Genomic DNA, 19085 nt, shown 5'->3' on the forward strand with positions numbered 1-19085 from the left:
TGAAGACCGAAGCCGAGCAGATGGTGAACCAGCGTGTCGTTGGGCGGCAAGCGCCTAGCGATCTTCTACGGCCCGACCCAGGACGGGAACTCGTGCTATGGCGATATCGGCATCATCGTGCCTAGCGGTCGAGATAGGTGCGGACGCGCAAGACATCGGCAAGACCATCCATCCGCATCCAACGCTCGGTGAATCGGTCAGCATGCTGCGCATTTCTTCCCCAGGCAAACCGCCCTCACCATTTCCATATGACACAGAGGGCCATGATGATCATCAGGGAAAAGCCGACGATAGCGTAGGGAAGCAAGAATACGTAGGTTGATCGCTCCAGCCCTTCACCCTTGGCTAATCGAGCAGCGATAGACATGCGGACTGGCGAGAAAAATCCCAAAGACATTCCAGATACGTGCTGCACTGCTGCGACGGCCGGGACGCTCAGTCCTGCCTGAATGGCTAGGGCGTTCAATGAAGGTAAGAACAAGCTGTTCGGAGCATTCCCGCTGTTGGTGAGAATGCCAAAGGCTCCGGATAGCAGCGGTGTTATCAACACTGTCTTCTCCTTCAGAACAGAGAATAGACTACTGGCGAACTCCCCAGCGATGCCGGCTCCGGTGAGAACCTCGGCCATCATTGCAAAGAAGAAAACCGTCAGCAGCGCTTGCTTCCCAGTTCTCCATGCGATGCTCGCCTCCCGTTTCAAGTGACTGACTTGCCGGTAAGTCATCGCCGTTACGAGCGCCCCAGCCATAAACCAGATGCCCGCGTGGAGAAGCGGTGAAAAGGCTGGAAGCCCCTCGAACGGAGCAACCCTTGAGGTTGATGTCAGAACATGCCTCAGGCCAGGTACCAACCGGGCTGCTGCTAAGCCTCCGACCAGAATTACATAAGGGAGAGCCTTGCGTGCCGTCGCAAGAAACTGCCGGAGATTGGGGTGGAATGTCAGCAAGTAGAAAATGACGATGAGCACCCCGTAGGCCCCGAGCAATGCGCTCTCTGGGCCCGCAACTGCCGTCATGGTTGCCAGTAGCAGCATGGCGACTGCGATCCAGCACACCTCGCGCACGTGCTCTGACATAGAACTGTATGCACCTGCATCACGGGCGGTGCGCCAGAACAGCGGCAGCCATATCGACGTAAGCAGAGCGACTGGGGCGACAGCATAGAGACCGAGCGTAGCTGGCGATATACGTACATAGGCGGCCGCCAATAGCGTTCCACTAGCCATGGCACCCCATGGAATGACGGTTTGGCTCAGAAGGGCAAATAGCATGAGGTGGCGTGGCGCGAAACCCATGCCTTGGATCAGGGTGACGGTGCCAAGCATGCCGGCACCGAAGCCTGTTGCCGACTCAGCAAAAGGTCCAACGAGGAAACACGCAAAGAACAGGAGTCGGCGCCGCTCTACCGGGCTTCTTGAGGGGTAAGAATTCCCGGCAGTTTCACTGTGCGAACGTCCCACCGATGAGCCGCCTGATGCCACCTGCCAGAACAGCAGTCCCCCGAGGATGTACGGCGCAATAAGCGAACCAATCCACGCACCACGGGCCAGCGAGTGGATCAACTCGTGGACGCCGAACGCCGCCGTACCGGTAAGCAGGGCGACCGGAATGGCTGTTAAGAGGCCCAGTATCGAGGCGACCGTAACGCTGAGGCGACCACTGCCGATCGCGCCGGCTACCACCAGTGTGGGAAGAGTCCAGATGAGGAATTCCATAAAACGTTCCGACGTTTTTGGCTAACCCTTTCGAAGGGTGAGGTATGTGCGGCTGAGGTGTGGTGGTTGGTGATTCACCACTGGGTCTCTTGCTGAATCTGTGAGGAAAGTGGAGCGTTCCTGGCGCAGAGCGAACTGCGATAAACCGCAGGGCCTCTTGGTGGAGAGGGGCGACTGGAAGTTGAACCGCTCACTTGCGCGAGGGCCAAGTGTGACGAAGCTCTCTGCGCACGACCATGCTTCCTAAGTAATAGAAGGTATGCGCGTGGCGGGTTGGAGTTGCCGGGCCGACAGCGTCGGCACTTTTCACTTCCTCATGAAGATATCGCGGCATGAACTGCTGAGATGCGACATGACGGCTACCAAATTCAGCGGCCAATGCGGCAGGGCGCAACCTAGAATTGCCGAGCTGAGCTTTGTCGCGCTCTGGACATCTGAAATAAAGAAACCCTTCTCTGCTATGAACCGTCCCGCTCCTGATTTCGACCCAAACCAGGTCTCAACGCCATCCCATCAGATTCGCGGCGCAGAGATGATTGTTGAAGCGCTGTTGGCGGAGGGCGTGCAGAGTGTTTGGGGCTATCCTGGCGGCGCCGTTCTTCCCATTTACGATGCCATCGCGCAGCAATCCAAGCTTCAGCATTTGCTCGTGCGTCATGAGCAAGCCGCGGTACACGCTGCCGACGGTTATGCTCGCGCAACCGGGAAGGTCGGAGTGGCGCTCGTAACTTCTGGCCCTGGTGTCACTAACGCGGTCACTGGTATTGCTACTGCGTACTTCGATTCCATCCCCCTTGTTATCCTGTCAGGGAACGTTCCGACTTCCATGATCGGAGAGGACGCCTTTCAGGAGTGCGATGCGGTCGGCATTACACGCCCCATCGTCAAGCACAACTTCTTGGTCACCGACGTGGCGAGTCTTCCTCAAACATTGAAGAAGGCGTTTCACCTTGCGAGCACAGGGAGGCCAGGTCCGGTGCTTGTTGATATCCCGAAAGATGTGGCGCTCAGCGTAGGGACATTTCAGTATCCAAATCGCGTCGAGATTCGCTCGTATCGGCCGGCAGTCGATGGGCACGAAGGGCAGATCCGTCATGCCGCACGCATGCTCAAGGCCGCCAATCGCCCCTATCTGTATGTCGGAGGCGGCGTAGTGTCAGCACGAGCAAGCAATGAGGTGAGGGCGCTAGCGTCGATAGTCGACGCTCCGGTAACCACGACCCTCATGGCACTGGGCGCGTTCCCGGGTAACGATGCTCGATACCTTGGCATGTTGGGGATGCACGGTACGTACGAGGCGAACCGTGCCATGCAAGAGTGTGATGTGCTCCTTGCTATTGGCGCTCGGTTCGATGATCGCGTCATCGGCAACGTCTCAGACTTCTGTGCAACGCCAAGGAAAATCATCCACATTGATATTGATCCGACGAGCATCGGAAAGCGCGTCAAACCAACAGTGCCGATTGTTGGAGATGCGGGTCGCGTGTTGAGGCGACTCATTCAGGTGCTGGAGGAAGACGAAGTTCCATATAGCGATAAGGCGGGCTGGTGGAAGACCATCGCCGACTGGCGGGCCAGGCGTTGTTTGGCGTATACCCGGGACGGTGTCACCATCAAGCCGCAATACGTCATTGAGACACTTTGCCGAATCGCGCCGGACGACGCGCTTATTTGCTCGGATGTCGGTCAGCATCAGATGTGGGCGGCGCAACACTACCGATTTGGGCAGCCACGCCAATGGCTCAATTCCGGAGGGCTCGGCACCATGGGCGTGGGGCTTCCCTATGCCATGGGTGCGAAGCATGCTTTCCCCGGTCGGGAGGTCATCACAATCACGGGCGATGGCTCGATCCAAATGTGTATTCAGGAGCTATCCACCTGCAAGCAGTATGACCTTCCGGTAAAGATCGTCTCACTGAACAACGGCTACCTGGGGATGGTGCGGCAGTTACAGCATGTCGAGTACGAGCGGCGGTACAGCCAGTCCTATATGGAGGCGTTACCTGATTTCGCCGCCCTTGCGAAAGCCTATGGGCATGTTGGGCTGACTGTGCACAAGGAAGCAGACGTTGAACCGGCGCTGCGAGAGGCTCTCGCGGAGAAGAAGCGAACAGTGTTTCTCGATATTCAAGTCGATCCGGATGAGAACGTGTGGCCTATGATTCGAGGAGGCCACGGTCTCGACATGATGCTGCTCAGCGACCTATAGGGCTATGGGATCGGTCGATAGGGTTGGTCAAGGCCAACTTGCTTATAGACACCAATAGAAGAAACTCTGCATCTATCGGCAGTCACCTAGGTGTGCCCGAAGTGGCTCATCGTTTACGTCTGACGTTGCACAGCCCACATGAGAGGATCAATCAGTGACGACTCCCGCAGAGCAGCTGCAAGAGTCGTGTCAGCACATTCAAGGCCGAGTTCGGACTGGCTACCGAGAAGGTGGATAGGGGGTAGTCAGATTCTTGGAGGAGGTTCAGTGACAAGCCGGTTTATGGTGGAAAAATGCGTCCGACCTTCCTCTTTTTGAATGAAGGCCGAATATCGGAATTCGGCCGGATAGCCCTGAATTCCAGGCCACAAGGCGCCGATCGATGCATCCTTGCTGCTGTACGCGAAAGTGCCCCGGCGCGGGCAGGGGACGTGATGAGCCTGCAGCTGCGTCTCTGAGAAAACAAGAGCCAAAGGTCATTCACCCTGGCCGGCGGAGGCGAGTCGATTTCGCTTTTTCTTCGATCTACGAATGTGATTCCGAGGTACTCACATGGTTGACCCAGAATTCGAGCGCGAGCACAAGATTGAGACGTACAAGTCGATGGTCACCATTTCGATGGAGGTCTACAAGTACCTGGCCCTCCTCAATGGAGGTGCTGCAGCCGGTATGCTTGCTGCAGCCGACAAGATGGTGAGGATTCTTCCCGTCCATGCGCTGCGTACAGCCATTGCATGTTTCATTGTTGGTCTGCTGTTCGACGCATTCGCGATGATCTTCTCGTACTGGACCCAGAACGTCTTGTATAACGAGGCGCTAGGACGTGCGCCAGTCGGCGACCACTTGCGCCTAATCCGGGTGACCATGGGCGCTTGCGGTGTGAGTTTGATCGCGTTCTGCTTTGGTGCCGGCGTCGCTGCCCTTAGTATTCAAGGTGTCTGAGCGACCACGCGCCAAGGATCGATGCTCGCTAACTGCGGGGAGGCGGCACTGACCTCATGAGCTCGTCAACTGGGCGGGACTGCTCGCGAGTACGCATCTTACGGAGAGTGCGAGCGACGTTTGCAGCTGCATTGGAGCGTCTCGACGTCAACTCGTGATTCCGATGAGAGGCCCAATCCATGTCCAAGCTCGTGTGACCGAACCAGCCAACCCGAGGAGGACGACTACCCCTCCGATAAGCCAGTGCTCTCGAATCAATTCGCCGAATGCCTTTATTGAGCGGCCATTGCGCTCCCACCAAGAAGAAAGTGTCTTCAAGTCGTCGGCGTGGGCGCGTCCAGCGAGATTTGCCAAGACATCGATCTTTCTCAAGGTTGACTGATGGAGTCGCAAGAATTCTTTTCGTTCGAACGCCTCAGCTTCCTCAGGCCCACTCAAGAAGTCCTTCGGCGTGATGCTGTTTTTGAGCATCAGGCTTTGCAGGCGCGGATGGTTGATGTAGCTCGTGCCGTACAGGCTTACGAAGAGTCGAGAAAGATCAATTCGTTTGAGCTCTGGGACAGTGGCTGCCGGCTCACCACCCAGTGCACGAAGGCGGTTTTCCAGAGCTTCGAAGCCGTAGTTGGCATCTCGCATGTTCCAATGTACCCAACGGCAGTGCTGTCGTTCCCGCACGGACTGGAAGAAGTCTTCCAACATCACCCGTTCGAGAACGTCATAGTGTTGCTCGATGCTATCGAGCAAGCCTTTGCGGTCCGCGACCAGGTGAATCGAGAACGATTTTGTCTGGCCGTTTTCCAGATTGCGGATGGCGATTGACGTTACACGTGGCGAATGTGGGTCGGTTCGGTCGTAGAAGCTCTCGCAGGAATAGTGGATCAGGACTGAATGTTCTGCGTATTGGAATATTTCGTCTAGCTGCTGACGTGCTCGCTTCCAACTTTTGTACAGCTCTCGCTGCTTACCCATCCAAGCACTCCCCCGCGTGGTGTCCAGTGGCGGCAATTCTCGCACGCGGGCAGGAGCGGGTGCATGTTCGCAGCGGTGTTGGACTTGTATGTCTCTTGGGAGCTAGCTTGAGCGCATCGATTCAATGCGTTTGTTGAGCAGGAAGATCAAGGCACCCAGGCTCAGATAGCCGAGCATGGCCTCGGCCATTGTCAGAACCCGTGCCAGCGGTCGTAGCGGCTTGACATCGCTAAAACCGGAATTGACGAACGTCTTGAAGCTGAACTCGATCAGATCAAAGATCGCACAGGCAGTGGCTTTTTCGCCGATGCCGAATTGCTCGTTGAGTGTGATGAAGAGCGCGGAGAACAGTGAGATCGTAATGGCGATCGTCAAGAACAACGCAGAAAACGACGACCAGAATTTCGTGGTGACGGCAGCAATGACCGGAAAGATCGGCACCTTCTTCTCAATATTCGTATCCGATCGGAATCTCCCCAGGTTGACCTCACACCAGCGGACGTAGTCGCGAAATGGAGCGTTGTCATGACGGGTTAGCCCATGGACATCCACGGAAATGGGATCGAACCAACTTGTCGGTGCGAAATAGCGACCATCCTTGTACCGGATGCATTCCCATACGAACTTCACGACTTGGGCGTACGTTATGGCGTTGAATTTGATCGCACCGGGCACCGACACATCATCGAACTGCATCGCGTTCATGCGCGAATTCGCGAAATCCACGCCGCTAACCGAAGCGTTTACAAATCGCACTTGACCAAGGCGGCAGGAATCGAACGTGGCTCTAACAAAGCTGCAGTTCTGAAAGACCACTTGACCAAGATTGCAGCGGCGAAAGGTGGCTTGAGCAAAGCACGCATTGCCTAAAATCACGAGATCCGCGGTCAGCTCGGTCAGTGGAATACCGATTAGATTGGCTTGTCCGCTGAGCTGCTGACCGGTCGGGATCAAGGTCTGAAGATCGTGAACCAACTGGGTCGTCCCGTTGTGGACGAAGGAAACGGTCTGAAGGTCGACCGCAACATGCACGTTGTGGTTGCCCGCCTGGATTTTTGCGTGACACTGCGCGCGAGCCATTTGTGATGCGGTCAAGATGGCGTTGGTGACGGCTTGCCGCGCCGCTGCTCCTGCTGGCGTATGCCAGCGAAGAACCTGTGCAAGCTGCGCGCCTCTGCCGTCCGTATATCCTCGGTCAACGACGGACCACAGGTGTTTATTCGGTAGATACTGGATCGCCAACTCCTCCGGCGTGTGCCACCTCACACCAGCCCGATAAAGCCGCTTGGCGGCGCGCTTGTCGACGCCTGGAATATTCTGTGCAGGGCCCAATGAAAGAACGTATAAAAAGATTCCGAAGAAGACCGCGGGTACCAGGAGCGGGATCGCAGACACGAGGATTTCGTTCATCTTGAGCGGCAGGTCTATGAGGTTCACATGTAAGAAGATGATTGCGAGGTGTGCGCGATTGGTCTTGGGCAACGCCTCCATAACCTGATGATGCAGCGCTCGCTTTACTCATGCAAAACTGGCCCAGCGTTGTGCAAAGCGTTTGCCTTACGCCAGGCACATCAACGCCGAGGCAGAGCCTTTGAGTGTTGCATCTCACTGGGAGTCCATTAGCTCTTTGAGCCTGTCCTTCGATGGCACAGCCCCACTCTGTTCCGCAACTGAAGCTAAATTGTTGCTACCGAAATTCGCCCACGTTCGGACGCTATCATCTTTTAGTCTGGACATTTTGCACTCTGGCGCAGTCCTTCATCGGACCTCAATGCGGCGCTTACCATGAAATCAGAAAACCCGATCAGCGTCTTCATCAGCTACTCGCACAAGGATGAGAGCTTTCGCGAGGCACTCGAAGAACATTTGTCAACGCTTCGGCGGAATGGGGTTATAGCGAGTTGGACGGATCGGCGGATCCTCCCAGGAGATCGCTGGGCGGAGGAAATTGACAAGAACATCCGGACGGCCGACATCGTTTTACTGCTGGTGAGCCCGAGCTTCACCTCATCAAACTATTGTATGGAGCAAGAACTGGCTATTGCGTTGGATCGGCACCAAGACGAATCCGCCGTGCTGATCCCGATTTTCGTGCGTCCAGCAGACGTCAATGGATTACCGTTCATGGCTATCCAGGGGTTGCCAAAAGACGCAGAACCAGTCTCGATTTGGCCGAATCAAGACTTGGCATGGCTTGACGTTACCAAGGGAATTCGTGCCGTCGCGGAGCAGTTGCGAGGCAGGAAGCGCCGCCGAGACGAACCCGCTGAACTAACCTCGCTGCAAGAATCACTTACGGAGTATGTAGAGGGAATCGATCGGTTCTATCAGTCCGATCTTGAGCTGCAGGGAATACCTACTCAGCTCACTGATCTGGACAGGCTAACCGGCGGCCTCCGTGGAGGACAGTTGATCACGCTTGCCTCGCGGCCAGCGATGGGAAAGACAAATCTCGCTCTGACAATAGCGAGCGCGGTCGCGGGGATCAGCTTGCCGGTTGCTATTTTCAGTACAAAAACTTCGAAGCGCGAAATTACGGAGCGTTTGCTTACGGTCGGCGGTAAGCTGAATTTCATGAGGCTGGCAAGTGGATCCCTGAGCGATTCCGATTGGCCGGCACTCGTGCACGCGGTACAGAAGTTGTCCGAGAGTACATTGCTGCTGGACGACACGACTCGCTTATCGCTGGAGGCTCTTGAAAGGAGTTGTCGAAACGCTCGTGAAAAGTATGGCGCGCTAGCACTGCTCGTCATTGATTCGCTACATTTCATTGAGCATGAGGGTACCGCGCAGCCGCGATCCGGGCCTGTTGCCCGGTTCTTGAAGCGGTTGGCGCGCGACCTAGATTGCTGCATCTTGGTAACTACCTCGGTGAGTCGTACAGCAGAGCAGCGGCCCAATAAAAGACCGTTTCTGTCCGATCTCGCCGAGTGGGCCGAGTTTGCCGAAGAGTCAGATGTCCTTTTGTTTCTCTATGTAGATGAGTTCTACAACCCGGACGGCGAGGCCAAGGGCACAGCAGAAATCATCGTGGCTCGGAACAACCACGGTCCGATTGCCACAGTACGTGTCTCCAGAGATTCAGCGACGGGAGCGTTTCGCAACTTCGTTGGTGAAATGGGGTGAGATTGGCCCAAGTTGGCTACTGCCGCGATCCCACCCAAATCTCCGAGGTGCCGGACCTCGACCCTGAGCCAGATCTAACGACAGCGTAAAAATCGGTCCACGGTGCTTGGGGGCATGCGGGCAACCGAGAACCGTCCGAGGTACCTGCCTATACCGAGAAACATCCAATGTGCTCGGCACATTAGATGTTCACATCCACAAGTAGGACTCGATCCCCCCTGCGAGAACCTTGTACCTCCAACGCGCAAGAACTACATTTCGGCATACGAAAACACCACAGGGGGGGGTCATGGCAACACCGTTCGTTTGCAGGCTAGACACGTGCTCTGGTGAACTGACCTCTGTCCCGCTCTGGCGTCGTGCGCAAATTGCAGCTGGCATGCTGGCATGCACCATTGCATTGCTGCTGCCCACCGCAGCGCGAGCGCAGGTGGCAGAAGTCTTACTTGCTGGTGTGACTGTTGGAAAGATTGTCGATCAGTTCGAGGAGACGGCCACACGGCTCATTCAGACGGGCGAAAATAGTGGCAACGCACTCGTTGTCGCGATGGGAAACCAGGTCCGTGTTTCCATCCGGAATGCTGACATCATGCTCAGCGGTCAGCAGGACATGCTGTTTGACAATCTAGACAACAGCCAGCGCGAATTCTTTACCCAACTCAATACGATGGTGCGCAGCGCGTCGGGGCCAATTGACCGGGCTGTGACTGTGCTTGAAGTTGCTAACCTCAACCTGATTGATCTAACCAATCGACTGCCTTTGACCCATAAGACCTATGCCTATATGAACTCGGCAAAGGGTCTAACACAGCCGTTCTTTGGTAGCGATTTCCAGTTCTCTTTCACCGGCCTAGGATTCGGCCAGGACACCACTGGCAATGAATATCGCGTCAGCGTTTCTGTTGACGGTAGGCAACTCGATGATCAGAACGTCGTACGCGTGCCTCCGTACACTCTAAACGTGCGTGTACCCGCGGCAATGTTGAACGGGGCGTTTGATGATCACAAGGTGAAGACCGCCGACCTCGTAGTGACGGTCAACGCATCACTGTCAGAACGCTGTTGGTTGCTCTTCAATTGCCGTCATAGCCAGACCTCGTCCTGGCCGCTCAAGGTCACGCTTCTCCCAAAGAAGCCTGGCAAGCTTGAGGGGGTAGAGATCATCCGTGGGCAAGCACCCGATGGCACCATCCAAACGACCTCCGTCTCTGTGACCACCGCAGGCTGCCGGACGCACAGTCCTTGCGATTGGAGTCGGGAGATCAATTTGGCGAATGACCAACGGGTCGTCGGTGTTCGCTATGCATGCTCGGGACAATGTGGGTGGAGTTACGCGCTGCGACAAGGTGGCTATGCCGCAGATTTCGATATATTGGAAGGTGGGCGCAAGGTGGTGGTCTATCGCCACCTCGACGGTGCGGACTCGACGACAGTGACGTATTACGTCGACTATCAAACGTTGAAACCTATCGTCATAGAGCGCCCGATCCGACCCGTCGATCTAGCCTTTGGGAAGTTGAATGCCATCGCACTAAGCGCCGATAACGCAGCGTGCGCATATCGCTTTAATGGGAAACTTGTAACGGGTCAGGAGTTCTATTTGGATAACGGCATGTCCCAGACCCCGGATGGACTGTTGCAGCGAATTAGTACAGGTATAGGTCCAACCGGAGCGGCTTGCGTACCAGTCTTTGCACTCAACGTTCCCTGACGCCTCGGGGGATGGTGGGTGGACTTCGGCGTTTGGTTGGCGCCTCAAAGGAGGCCGACATGGTGCAGCGCGTTACGAGTCGAGTCTAGGCAGTCTTGGGTCTCGCGATCGGGGTCGACGATCCGACTGGCAAGGATGACGTTGTTGAGATCCAAGGCGCATTGTTGCCACTCAGATTCCGCGGCGCCGGACTGCGTCATGTCGAGCAAGGCATCGATCTTTGCGAGTATCAGTTCGAAATGATCATCGAAGTCACTGTCGCTCCGGTTGCGCCGCGCAGTGACTAATCGTGCGCGGGCCCGACACAGCGCGCGCCCGAAGGACTCGGCGTTACTGCACAGCGGCAATGTCATCGGTGTTCCGATCGTCGGCCGGCCTGGTGGGCAGTGCTCCAAACAGGCGCTCCAAGACCGTATCAAGGTTGTCGAGGACTTCGAACCTGCGCCGATGGACCACCCGATGCTCAGCTCTCGGCTGCTTGACGCCGGTGGCCGTTGCGCGCGTATGCCGGGCCAGTGGGCTGTCCATCAAGTCTGGAAGCTGCTCTCCTGGTTTGGCGCCAAACCAGCGATAGGAGCGCAAGTTCAAAGCGTTGTCGACCACGATCCAAAGGACGCAACCGCTGGGTTTTTGCGCAAGCTTCAGATTGACCACGACGCTGACTGCTTTGCCGCCCTCCACGATGGACTTGAGCTGCAGATGACGAACCCCTTTGCCGCGACTCAGCACCAGGTCATATCCGCCGGCGTCGAACTCCGAACGCAGTACCTCCACATCCGTGACGCCGCGCTGCCAAAGGCGTCGTAGCGCTTCGCCCACAAAGACATGTTCGACGATGCGTTCGCGCAGCACGGACTGGATAGAGTGCAGGCTTGGCTGCGTCGCCATAAGTTCGGAACGTGTGGCCGGTGCCATCCTGCGCTCACTCCTACGTCGTTTTGATATACGCACCCACCTCGATGTCCGCGCTGTCACATCGCGGGCAGCGCGGCTGCTGATCGCCCGGTGCGGCTCGCTTTCGGCCTACCTCGGTGACGCCCGGGGCGACAGTGATAAAGCCGGAATAGGTGGTCTTGGAGCGATTCCAATCATCTGACGACCGGATGCACTCCCCTTGGTGTCCGCAGGCACGACAGACCGCTTGATAGTGGTTGTGTTCCCAGGACATGACGTGCTCCGCCCAAATGCGCACCGGTGTCCTTGGATACTAGTCGATCGCAGAAAGGACGAGGTGGAGTTTCTAAGGAACCGACTCGGCGTCTTTGGGCTACTGGCGGGCCCCACCAGGTGCAGCTTGAATGCGGGTTAACTGTTGAGCGTCCCGGCACTTAACGTGCGAAATCAGGCTCGATTAAAAAAAGCTTGGTGCAGAAAGGCGCACATTTTCCCGAGCCGTCACTTCGGCCCCTACGGAAATTTACTTCCCCCATCATAAAAAATTAGTGAAATCAACATTGAAAACCAAGTTGGTGGCAGAGTTTTTGATTTTTCGATCAAAAAAATATTCTTTTTATTATTAATTTGATTGATTTTCCTCTCTTTCTAGTTCTTCGTCTGATAAGTGGGTGTTTCCTATAATCAGCCACGTTAAACATCCATTGTCGCTTGCAAGTGCGGGTTGACAAGGATGCCTATTCCTCGACACGCGCTTCACAAAAGGCCTGCGATGAGGTTCGTACTGGCAGACGACAACTTGGTGGCGGCAGGTCGTACCTATACGGGCTTCCCTTTGCTCATAGGTGATGACGGTGCCTCAATACAGCCAGCTCAAGATTGGTTATGGGATTTGCTTGCGACGGCCGGCCGCATCTCCAGCAAGAGGACTTGGGAGAACTATGGTCGAGCAATCTACGACTTTTTTGCGTTCTCCATGAACAACAGCCATGAATGGTCGCTTGCCCCGCCGTCAGGCATGCCGAGTGCAATAGATGCATGGCGAGAGTGGTCGAGAGGAACGTTGGAGTTAGACGCCAGCACTATCAATCAACGTATACGCGTCGTTGTCCGATTCTATAAGTGGGCCGTCGAGAGGGGACACATCGATCGTCTTCCGTTCGACCATGATGCGCTCCAGAACACCCGCTCGCCGCGATTCCGTGCTGAGGCCGACGCCACAGACAGCATGCTGGCGAGTCCGAAGGTCATGCTCAGAGAGAAGCGTCGAATGATTCGGTTCTTGACCACCGAGCAGATCGTTGAGTGCCACCAATCGCTTTCGAACACCACACATCGCATGATGTTCGAACTGATGGTAAGGACTGGAATGCGGCAGAGTGAATGCCGCACCTTCCCTGACGCTTACGTGTTCGATCCATCGAGACGCAAAGACCTTCTGCCCGGCCAGAAGATTCGTGTTTACCTCGATCCAAGGGCGATGGAGATCAAGAACTCCGTGCCCAGGGGCGTTGACGTCCCGTATGACTTGATGGAAAAGCTCTGGGCGTATTCGTTGCGACATCGACAGCGCCGCGCTGATGCCGATGACGAAAGGCGAGAGATTCCTCACCTATTCCTAACTGAGGAGGGGGCACCCTATAAAAAGGACAGCATCGCAGGGATCTTTCGAGCTTTGTCCAAACGAGTGGGCTTCCGGGTCACGGCGCACATGCTACGACACAGCTATGCCACCTACTTGCTATGGAGTTTGCGCAAGAGCGAGACATTCGAGGGCGAGCCTCTGCTCTATGTGAGGGATCGCTTAGGGCACGCCAACGTATCGACTACCGCTGACTATCTTCACCTCGTCAACTCACTGGAGGGGCATCTCATACTGGCTCATGAGGACGAGATCGATCAGCTGTTCTTGCTTGACTCGTCATCAGAAGGTCTGGAATGAGAAAGAGGAAGCAATTCAACGCTCCGCCACCCACAGCCATTGTTCTCACTCCAGAGGACAGGTCAGCCGACCCAGTTGCCAGTGCGCTCATCAGACTACCGGACAACCCATACGGCTACCGAAACATCGATCTAAGGCGCTGGTTGGGAAAAGGCATCGATGCCTGGGTTACAGCCTGCGCTGACCAATTACGCGCGTTTATAGCTGGTCGAGAACTCTCACCTCTCACCATCTTTCATTATGCGGCGGGCGGGCTGAGGTACCTATTCGAGTTCATCATGGAATCCGGAGAGCCAATCCGACCGCAGGACATGGACCCGCGCCACCTACGTCTCTATGTCGGCTGGCTCAAGCAGAAAGACTGGGCCTACGGCAACCAGAGGAATCACTACGTCTTCACAAAATCGGTACTAGAAGCTCTGGTCAGGCGCGGGGCCATCACTGATCAAAAGGGCCTCTTCCCCGCCAATCCCTTCCCAAACAGCCGCAGTCAAATGAACGGAGCCACGGCACTGTCTCACTCAGAGCGGTCGCGTCTGGCGCATGTCTTGCGCGACGAATTGGTCGCGATCCGCGAGAAGCGTTTCGAAGGCTCAGAGAGCGCCGCACTAGTTGTGATGGTTCTTGCGGTAGCCATCCGTACCGGAGCCAATCCCACTCCTCTTCTCGAGGCTAGGCGGGACTGTCTTCGGAGGCATCCTTTCTTACCAAACTTGATGCTATTGGAACTATTCAAGCGGAGAGGCAACGCCACAAAGCTCGTGAATCTACGCTACTCCCGGGAAGAGGCCAATTCTCTGGCAATTCCAATGGATGGAGTTGCGCTGATTCGCAGCGTAAGAGACGCTTCCGAATCGCTAGTGGCTGAGGCCAAGGTCGAGCGTCAGGACAGGCTGTGGCTATACAGAGCAGAAGCTGGGAGAAATTTTGGCCGCGTTGTTGCGTTGACTGGGCAAAGATTGGCGCTCGGCATCTCCACCTTGATCGCGCGCCGCGACCTGCGTGGGGATGATGGCGAACCGCTTCGCCTTAACCTCTCCCGCTTGCGCAAGACATTGGAGCAACGTTTGTGGGCGCTCTCTGGTGGCGACTTGATCGCTACTGCGGCGCTGATGGGTCACCATCCAACGGTGGCAGACAACCACTACCTCGCTTGCACGGAGAAAATCCGCGAAAACGCCACGTTTGTTGGAGAGGCGCTAGCTGAGATCTACGAGAAAGGTCCGAGCGATGCCGGCGCGTCCTCCGTCTTGCCTGGCAAGTCGCCGACAGGGCGCTGCAAAGATCCCTACAGCGGCGACAGGGCGCCCAAGAACGGTAGGCCTTGCGACGACTTCCTGTCTTGCTTTGCTTGCACCAGCTACACGATCGTCGGCTCGCCCGACGATCTGCATCGTCTCTTTTCCTTCTACTGGTTCTTGGACCAAGAGATAACGCGCGCTCGAACTGCGGACTGGCAAGCAGAGTTCCGCAACACCATGAATCTGATCGACCGCTTCACTGCCGACAAGTTCGATGTCGGCGTAGTAGCAGCGGCGAAGGCTCGCGCCAAGTCTGAGCCTCTACCGTTCTGGGCAGCGTATCGTTTGAACGACGTGGAGACTACGGATGACTAGACCACGAAAAGCTGCCGCGACGGCCGCCATCGTAGAAGAAGCTCCAAACAAGGCGAAGAGGAGACACTTCGCACGCCAGGCCATCGATATGGCCCACGAGCTATTGGCCAATCAACCGGTAACCTTGGCCGGGCTAGCGCCTGACGTGCGAAGCAGTGTGGTCATTAGTGCGGTGCTTGATGATGTCGGCAACACTGTCGTAGTGGCGCGTGTCGGTGATCTTGTGTGGGAGATGTGGCCTTTCGTGAAGGCAAAAAATGTCGTTCGTAGTGAAACGCGTCTGGACTGGAGCAAGATCCCAGAGGCGTATCGCGAGGCCTGCCAAAATGTGCTTTACGCCTACTGGAAAGTCGGCCGAATGGGGCCTACACGAGCTGTTGGTACCCTACATAGTGTTCTGCGACCCCTGCGGCTCTTTTGCAACTATGTCGCCTCGCTCGGCCTCGTATCGTTCGGCGATGTTCAGCCCCTGCACATCGCAAACTACGTTCGTATCCAGAAAGCGAAGGGACTTAAATCAGGCTCATTGGCTGCCGGCTTTTTAGCCCTCGAACTGCTGTACGTGTTTCGCGATGAGCATGCATGCACCCTGCAGATACACCCCTGGCCTGGCTCCAGCGCTAGGGAAGTTGGTGGGCATGCGGGACAACAGAGTAACGGCCCCAAGGTAGGGCTGACCCCACTGATACCGCCGGATGTCGCACGGGTATTGTTTCGACATGCCAAGTCCATCCTAAACCGCGCGGAGGAGCTGCTGGATGCTCGCGATCAAGGGCTTCGCCCTTTGTTCGAGGATCCGGAGATTCTCGCTATCCGGGACGCAGGTTTTTACCTGATCGGTGTACTCACCGGCATGCGTTGCAGCGAGCTGTCGAGCATAGAGTGCGGGGCTGGACGGACTGAGGTGAAAAATGGAATCACTTTCCACTGGCTCTCTGCCACAGAGTACAAAACCAAGAAAGGTCGTGTGGAATATCTGATGCCAGCCATGGGGCACGACATCCTGCGCATCTTGGAGCGTTGGTCGGAACCTTATAGGCAGCGGTTGTCCGAGGAGATTGCCGCTTGTTCGGCCAAGCGTGCACGACATACGCGAGAGGAGCTCGAATGGCTTCATTTGGCTCGCTGCAACGTGAAGTTGCTGTTCTTTGCAAAAGCCTTTAGGCCGCTCTCTAGGATTACAGCGCTGTCTACTCCCGCAGCGGGTCGCGCACTCAAACGATTCGCGGGAGCAGCAGGTACCGATTGGCAACTCGCTTCCCATCAAATGCGACGTCTATACGCCTACACCTTTGTGCGGCATCGCCTGGGGGATATGCTTTTCCTTAAGGAGCAGTTCAAGCACGCGAGTCTCGACATGACGCAACTGTATGCTGCGAATCCACGGCAGGACGCAGCGCTGTATGACGACCTCTTGAGTGAGTTGACGATCTACAAGGCTGGAGTGGTGGCGCAGTGGCTCGAGAAGGATGAGCCGTTGGCCGGTGGTGCAGCCCGCAAGATTAAGGGGATGCGGGCCAATGACTTCCCTGGCCGCAAAGAGCTACTGACAGAGGCCTCGATGCGAGTCAGCATTCGCTCGACTGGTCATTCATGGTGTCTTGCACAAGACGAGGGTTGTGGCGGTTCCGGCATCTACGAAAAGGGAAACTGCGGCGACTGTGGAAATGGTGTGATCGACCGTCGCTTCCTGCCGATTTGGAAGGAAGCCTACAGCCACCTTCAGAGTCTCAGAACGGATGCGGCACAGCTCGGGCCGGGGGCGGTCAAGCGAGTTGAGAGGGATCTCGTGCAAGCTGCGAAGATCTTGAGGGACTTGGGGCTTGAGATTGACGAGGATGGTAAGGATGCTACGACCGCGCACGGCTAAGGCATCAACTTTAGACGCTTCGGATGCACCGCCTAGAACGAGAAATCGCAAGCGTACGCTTGAGGAACTGAACCAAGCCTTGTCGCGATTGCAACGCAACGGCGAAAAAATCACGCTCAAAGCCGTGGCGGACGAGGCTGGGGTTTCGGCCCCCTTGCTGAACAATCGCTACCCTGACTTCGCCGAACAGGTGCGGGCGATCATCGGTATGTCGGTCCGACAACAACGCAACAAGAAGGCCGATCTCTTGACCCAAGAGCGGGAGAAAAACCGCAAGCTCCGAGAGCTGATCGACAGCCAACTTGTGGAAATTACAAGGCTTGCCTCAGTCAATGAAGCCATGCGCATCGAGATGTCGTTGTGCAAAGCCATCGCAGAAAACAAGGTGACAAAAGGGGATTTCGGACGGAAGCGCTAGCAGGGTCAGAAATTCTTTACTTAGAAGAAATCTCTTTGCATTCAGTCGCTTAGGTGCGAAGTAAATTTACGCACCAATCTTAAAGCATGTACGACAAATATCTTTCGCAGGAAGAACGCGCCCGCGCCGAACGCATGGATGCCGATACGGCCCGTCATGAGCGGTGGGCAGCGTTGGTGTCGACCGTGCAGGATGCTATGACGCGCCAGGTAGCCTCCCGCAGCAGCGAGGCGCAGGCGTTGGCCAAGCAATGGATGGCGCTGCTCGCTCAGGATGCCGCGTTGGACCCGATCCTCACGGCCAAGCTGCACACGATGCACATCAACGAGCCGGCTTTGCAGGACCGCACCGGCATCAGCCTAGCGATGCTCGACTTCATCATGGAGGCGGCAAACGAAACCAAGCTGACGATCTATGCGAAGTACCTGTCGCCGCAAGAACTGCAATACATGCGCGAGAACTTCGGTAAGCGCGCCAACGAGTGGCCTACTTTGATTGCGCAAGTGCGCCAGCATCTGGCCAAGGGCACGCCGCCGCATGCTCCGGAGATGCAACTGCTGGCCCGGCAGTGGGTTGAGCTGTTCCGCTCCTATGCCGGCGATGATCCGCAAACGCAGGCCAAGATCCGTCTGGCGATGGAGCGGGAGCCTGAGCTATCCGCCAGCCCGTGGATGGGGTCGGATTTGATCGGCTATGTGCGTGAAGCCATGGCGGGGTTGCAGGCGGCGTAGGCGGTCTGTTCGTCCGCCATCGGGGGGCACGGCGGCGCAGATATGGATCCCGCCATGGCCGAGCAGGCCCCCCGTACCCCGAGCCAGCAAGCTTGCGAGCAGCCCCGCAGAGGCTCAATGTTGCGCGTCTTTAGCTGCGCGATCGATCAGGTTAGCCACCACGGCCGGGTGTGAGACCAACGACATGTGGCTCGATTTCACCGTCGTCACGCGAGCCTTGATCTGTTGGGCCAACTCGCGCTGCACGGGCGTCTTGAGCGCATGGTCCTCTTCGGTAACGAGATACCACGTTGGCTTGTCGTGCCATGCCGCATGAGAGACCTTGCCTTCAAACGCGGATACGGAAATGGGCACCTGCGTAGCCGCAAGAACGCGTGCACGGGGCTCAGCCACATCGCCAGCCATCACTTGGCGAAAGGCGACTGGATCGTCGAGCCAGATCAGGCCTTCCCCATCGGGCTTCAGCCCATCCATGGGCGCCTTCAGACGCGTGAGCAGATCGGACACGGACTCTCCGCTGTCCGGTACAAGCGCAGAGAGGTAAACAATGCCCTTGACGTTGTCTGCGTTCCCCGCTTCAGTCACCACGGCGCCCGCATAGGAGTGCCCCACGAGAATGACATCGCCCGACTGCCGCGCCAGAACACGGCGGGTGGCTGCCACGTCGTCCGCCAGAGAGGTGAGCGGGTTTTGAACGGCGGTCACGTGATAGCCCTTGCGCTGCAAAGCTGCGATGACCTCTGTCCAACTGGAGCCATCGGCAAAAGCGCCATGCACCAGGACGATATTTCGGATCGGGTTACGCACTGCCTTTGCCTCGCTTGTCAGGGTGAAGAGGCCCACCATGAGCCCGACGAAGATTGCAGCAGAGTTGAGCCACCGGCTCCGGGAGACTTTCATGATTCGCTCTCGCACGTTGTATGAAGGAAAAAAGTCGGATCGG

Annotated in this window: 15 protein-coding genes; 9 read left to right on the plus strand and 6 right to left on the minus strand. The window is 56.6% G+C overall.

Going from position 1 to position 19085, the window contains the following annotated elements:
- Positions 1–235: 235 nt before the first annotated feature.
- Complete coding sequence (locus ACS7SF_RS23895; protein WP_439892968.1) at positions 236–1714, minus strand: hypothetical protein; 1479 nt, start codon at positions 1712–1714, stop codon at positions 236–238.
- A gap of 460 nt (positions 1715–2174) precedes the next feature.
- Between ACS7SF_RS23895 and ilvB the strand changes: the two genes are divergently transcribed.
- Together ilvB and ACS7SF_RS23905 are read left to right on the plus strand one after the other, a co-directional pair.
- Positions 2175–3923, plus strand: a complete 1749-nt coding sequence (gene ilvB, locus ACS7SF_RS23900) for a biosynthetic-type acetolactate synthase large subunit (protein WP_439894469.1) — start codon at positions 2175–2177, stop codon at positions 3921–3923.
- Between the two features lie 552 nt (positions 3924–4475).
- Complete coding sequence (locus tag ACS7SF_RS23905; RefSeq protein WP_439892969.1) at positions 4476–4865, plus strand: hypothetical protein; 390 nt, start codon at positions 4476–4478, stop codon at positions 4863–4865.
- A 147-nt stretch (positions 4866–5012) separates the two neighbouring features.
- Here ACS7SF_RS23905 and ACS7SF_RS23910 read toward each other — a convergent pair whose 3' ends face one another.
- Positions 5013–5834, minus strand: a complete 822-nt coding sequence (locus tag ACS7SF_RS23910) for a hypothetical protein (protein WP_439892970.1) — start codon at positions 5832–5834, stop codon at positions 5013–5015.
- A 102-nt stretch (positions 5835–5936) separates the two neighbouring features.
- On the minus strand, positions 5937–7325 hold the full coding sequence (locus tag ACS7SF_RS23915) for a pentapeptide repeat-containing protein (protein ID WP_439892971.1): 1389 nt from the start codon (positions 7323–7325) through the stop codon (positions 5937–5939).
- A gap of 294 nt (positions 7326–7619) precedes the next feature.
- Between ACS7SF_RS23915 and ACS7SF_RS23920 the strand changes: the two genes are divergently transcribed.
- A complete protein-coding gene (locus ACS7SF_RS23920; RefSeq protein WP_439892972.1) occupies positions 7620–8960 on the plus strand; it encodes a DnaB-like helicase C-terminal domain-containing protein in 1341 nt (446 codons plus the stop codon).
- A gap of 289 nt (positions 8961–9249) precedes the next feature.
- Complete coding sequence (locus ACS7SF_RS23925) at positions 9250–10671, plus strand: hypothetical protein (RefSeq protein ID WP_439892973.1); 1422 nt, start codon at positions 9250–9252, stop codon at positions 10669–10671.
- Positions 10672–10715: 44 nt separating this feature from the next.
- On the opposite strand, the gene ACS7SF_RS23930 is transcribed toward ACS7SF_RS23925, so the two are convergent.
- Positions 10716–11024, minus strand: a complete 309-nt coding sequence (locus ACS7SF_RS23930) for a hypothetical protein (RefSeq protein ID WP_439892974.1) — start codon at positions 11022–11024, stop codon at positions 10716–10718.
- Positions 11002–11586: a hypothetical protein gene (locus tag ACS7SF_RS23935; protein ID WP_439892975.1), complete on the minus strand. Its 585-nt coding sequence runs from the start codon at positions 11584–11586 to the stop codon at positions 11002–11004. The genes ACS7SF_RS23930 and ACS7SF_RS23935 overlap by 23 nt, the downstream gene beginning before the upstream one ends.
- A gap of 751 nt (positions 11587–12337) precedes the next feature.
- Here ACS7SF_RS23935 and ACS7SF_RS23940 point away from each other — a divergent pair.
- From ACS7SF_RS23940 to ACS7SF_RS23960, 5 genes are all read left to right on the plus strand, one after another.
- Positions 12338–13507, plus strand: coding sequence for a tyrosine-type recombinase/integrase (locus ACS7SF_RS23940; protein ID WP_439892976.1), 1170 nt, complete (start codon positions 12338–12340; stop codon positions 13505–13507).
- The gene (locus ACS7SF_RS23945; RefSeq protein ID WP_439892977.1) at positions 13504–15123 is read left to right on the plus strand and encodes a hypothetical protein; all 1620 of its coding nucleotides are present in this window, start codon (positions 13504–13506) and stop codon (positions 15121–15123) included. Before ACS7SF_RS23940 ends, ACS7SF_RS23945 begins: the two co-directional genes overlap by 4 nt.
- Complete coding sequence (locus ACS7SF_RS23950; protein ID WP_439892978.1) at positions 15116–16993, plus strand: tyrosine-type recombinase/integrase; 1878 nt, start codon at positions 15116–15118, stop codon at positions 16991–16993. Before ACS7SF_RS23945 ends, ACS7SF_RS23950 begins: the two co-directional genes overlap by 8 nt.
- Positions 16994–17072: 79 nt before the next feature.
- Positions 17073–17411, plus strand: a complete 339-nt coding sequence (locus ACS7SF_RS23955) for a TetR family transcriptional regulator (RefSeq protein WP_439892979.1) — start codon at positions 17073–17075, stop codon at positions 17409–17411.
- Between the two features lie 86 nt (positions 17412–17497).
- On the plus strand, positions 17498–18142 hold the full coding sequence (locus tag ACS7SF_RS23960; protein ID WP_439892980.1) for a hypothetical protein: 645 nt from the start codon (positions 17498–17500) through the stop codon (positions 18140–18142).
- Between the two features lie 114 nt (positions 18143–18256).
- On the opposite strand, the gene ACS7SF_RS23965 is transcribed toward ACS7SF_RS23960, so the two are convergent.
- Positions 18257–19042: an alpha/beta fold hydrolase gene (locus ACS7SF_RS23965; protein ID WP_439892981.1), complete on the minus strand. Its 786-nt coding sequence runs from the start codon at positions 19040–19042 to the stop codon at positions 18257–18259.
- Positions 19043–19085 lie beyond the last annotated feature (43 nt).

The sequence above is a fragment of the Ralstonia sp. 25C genome (genome assembly GCF_051904805.1).
Taxonomy (GTDB): Bacteria; Pseudomonadota; Gammaproteobacteria; order Burkholderiales; family Burkholderiaceae; genus Ralstonia.

Excerpts from the sequence above, each read along its gene's own strand:
- ACS7SF_RS23950 (WP_439892978.1), top strand. The coding sequence starts at position 15,116 with ATGACTAGACCACGAAAAGCTGCCGCGACGGCCGCCATCGTAGAAGAA.
- ilvB (WP_439894469.1), top strand. The coding sequence starts at position 2,175 with ATGAACCGTCCCGCTCCTGATTTCGACCCAAACCAGGTCTCAACGCCA.
- ACS7SF_RS23915 (WP_439892971.1), bottom strand. The coding sequence starts at position 7,325 with ATGGAGGCGTTGCCCAAGACCAATCGCGCACACCTCGCAATCATCTTC.
- ACS7SF_RS23925 (WP_439892973.1), top strand. The coding sequence starts at position 9,250 with ATGGCAACACCGTTCGTTTGCAGGCTAGACACGTGCTCTGGTGAACTG.
- ACS7SF_RS23935 (WP_439892975.1), bottom strand. The coding sequence starts at position 11,586 with ATGGCACCGGCCACACGTTCCGAACTTATGGCGACGCAGCCAAGCCTG.
- ACS7SF_RS23945 (WP_439892977.1), top strand. The coding sequence starts at position 13,504 with ATGAGAAAGAGGAAGCAATTCAACGCTCCGCCACCCACAGCCATTGTT.
- ACS7SF_RS23930 (WP_439892974.1), bottom strand. The coding sequence starts at position 11,024 with ATGACATTGCCGCTGTGCAGTAACGCCGAGTCCTTCGGGCGCGCGCTG.
- ACS7SF_RS23910 (WP_439892970.1), bottom strand. The coding sequence starts at position 5,834 with ATGGGTAAGCAGCGAGAGCTGTACAAAAGTTGGAAGCGAGCACGTCAG.
- ACS7SF_RS23895 (WP_439892968.1), bottom strand. The coding sequence starts at position 1,714 with ATGGAATTCCTCATCTGGACTCTTCCCACACTGGTGGTAGCCGGCGCG.
- ACS7SF_RS23940 (WP_439892976.1), top strand. The coding sequence starts at position 12,338 with ATGAGGTTCGTACTGGCAGACGACAACTTGGTGGCGGCAGGTCGTACC.
- ACS7SF_RS23965 (WP_439892981.1), bottom strand. The coding sequence starts at position 19,042 with ATGAAAGTCTCCCGGAGCCGGTGGCTCAACTCTGCTGCAATCTTCGTC.
- ACS7SF_RS23905 (WP_439892969.1), top strand. The coding sequence starts at position 4,476 with ATGGTTGACCCAGAATTCGAGCGCGAGCACAAGATTGAGACGTACAAG.
- ACS7SF_RS23960 (WP_439892980.1), top strand. The coding sequence starts at position 17,498 with ATGTACGACAAATATCTTTCGCAGGAAGAACGCGCCCGCGCCGAACGC.
- ACS7SF_RS23920 (WP_439892972.1), top strand. The coding sequence starts at position 7,620 with ATGAAATCAGAAAACCCGATCAGCGTCTTCATCAGCTACTCGCACAAG.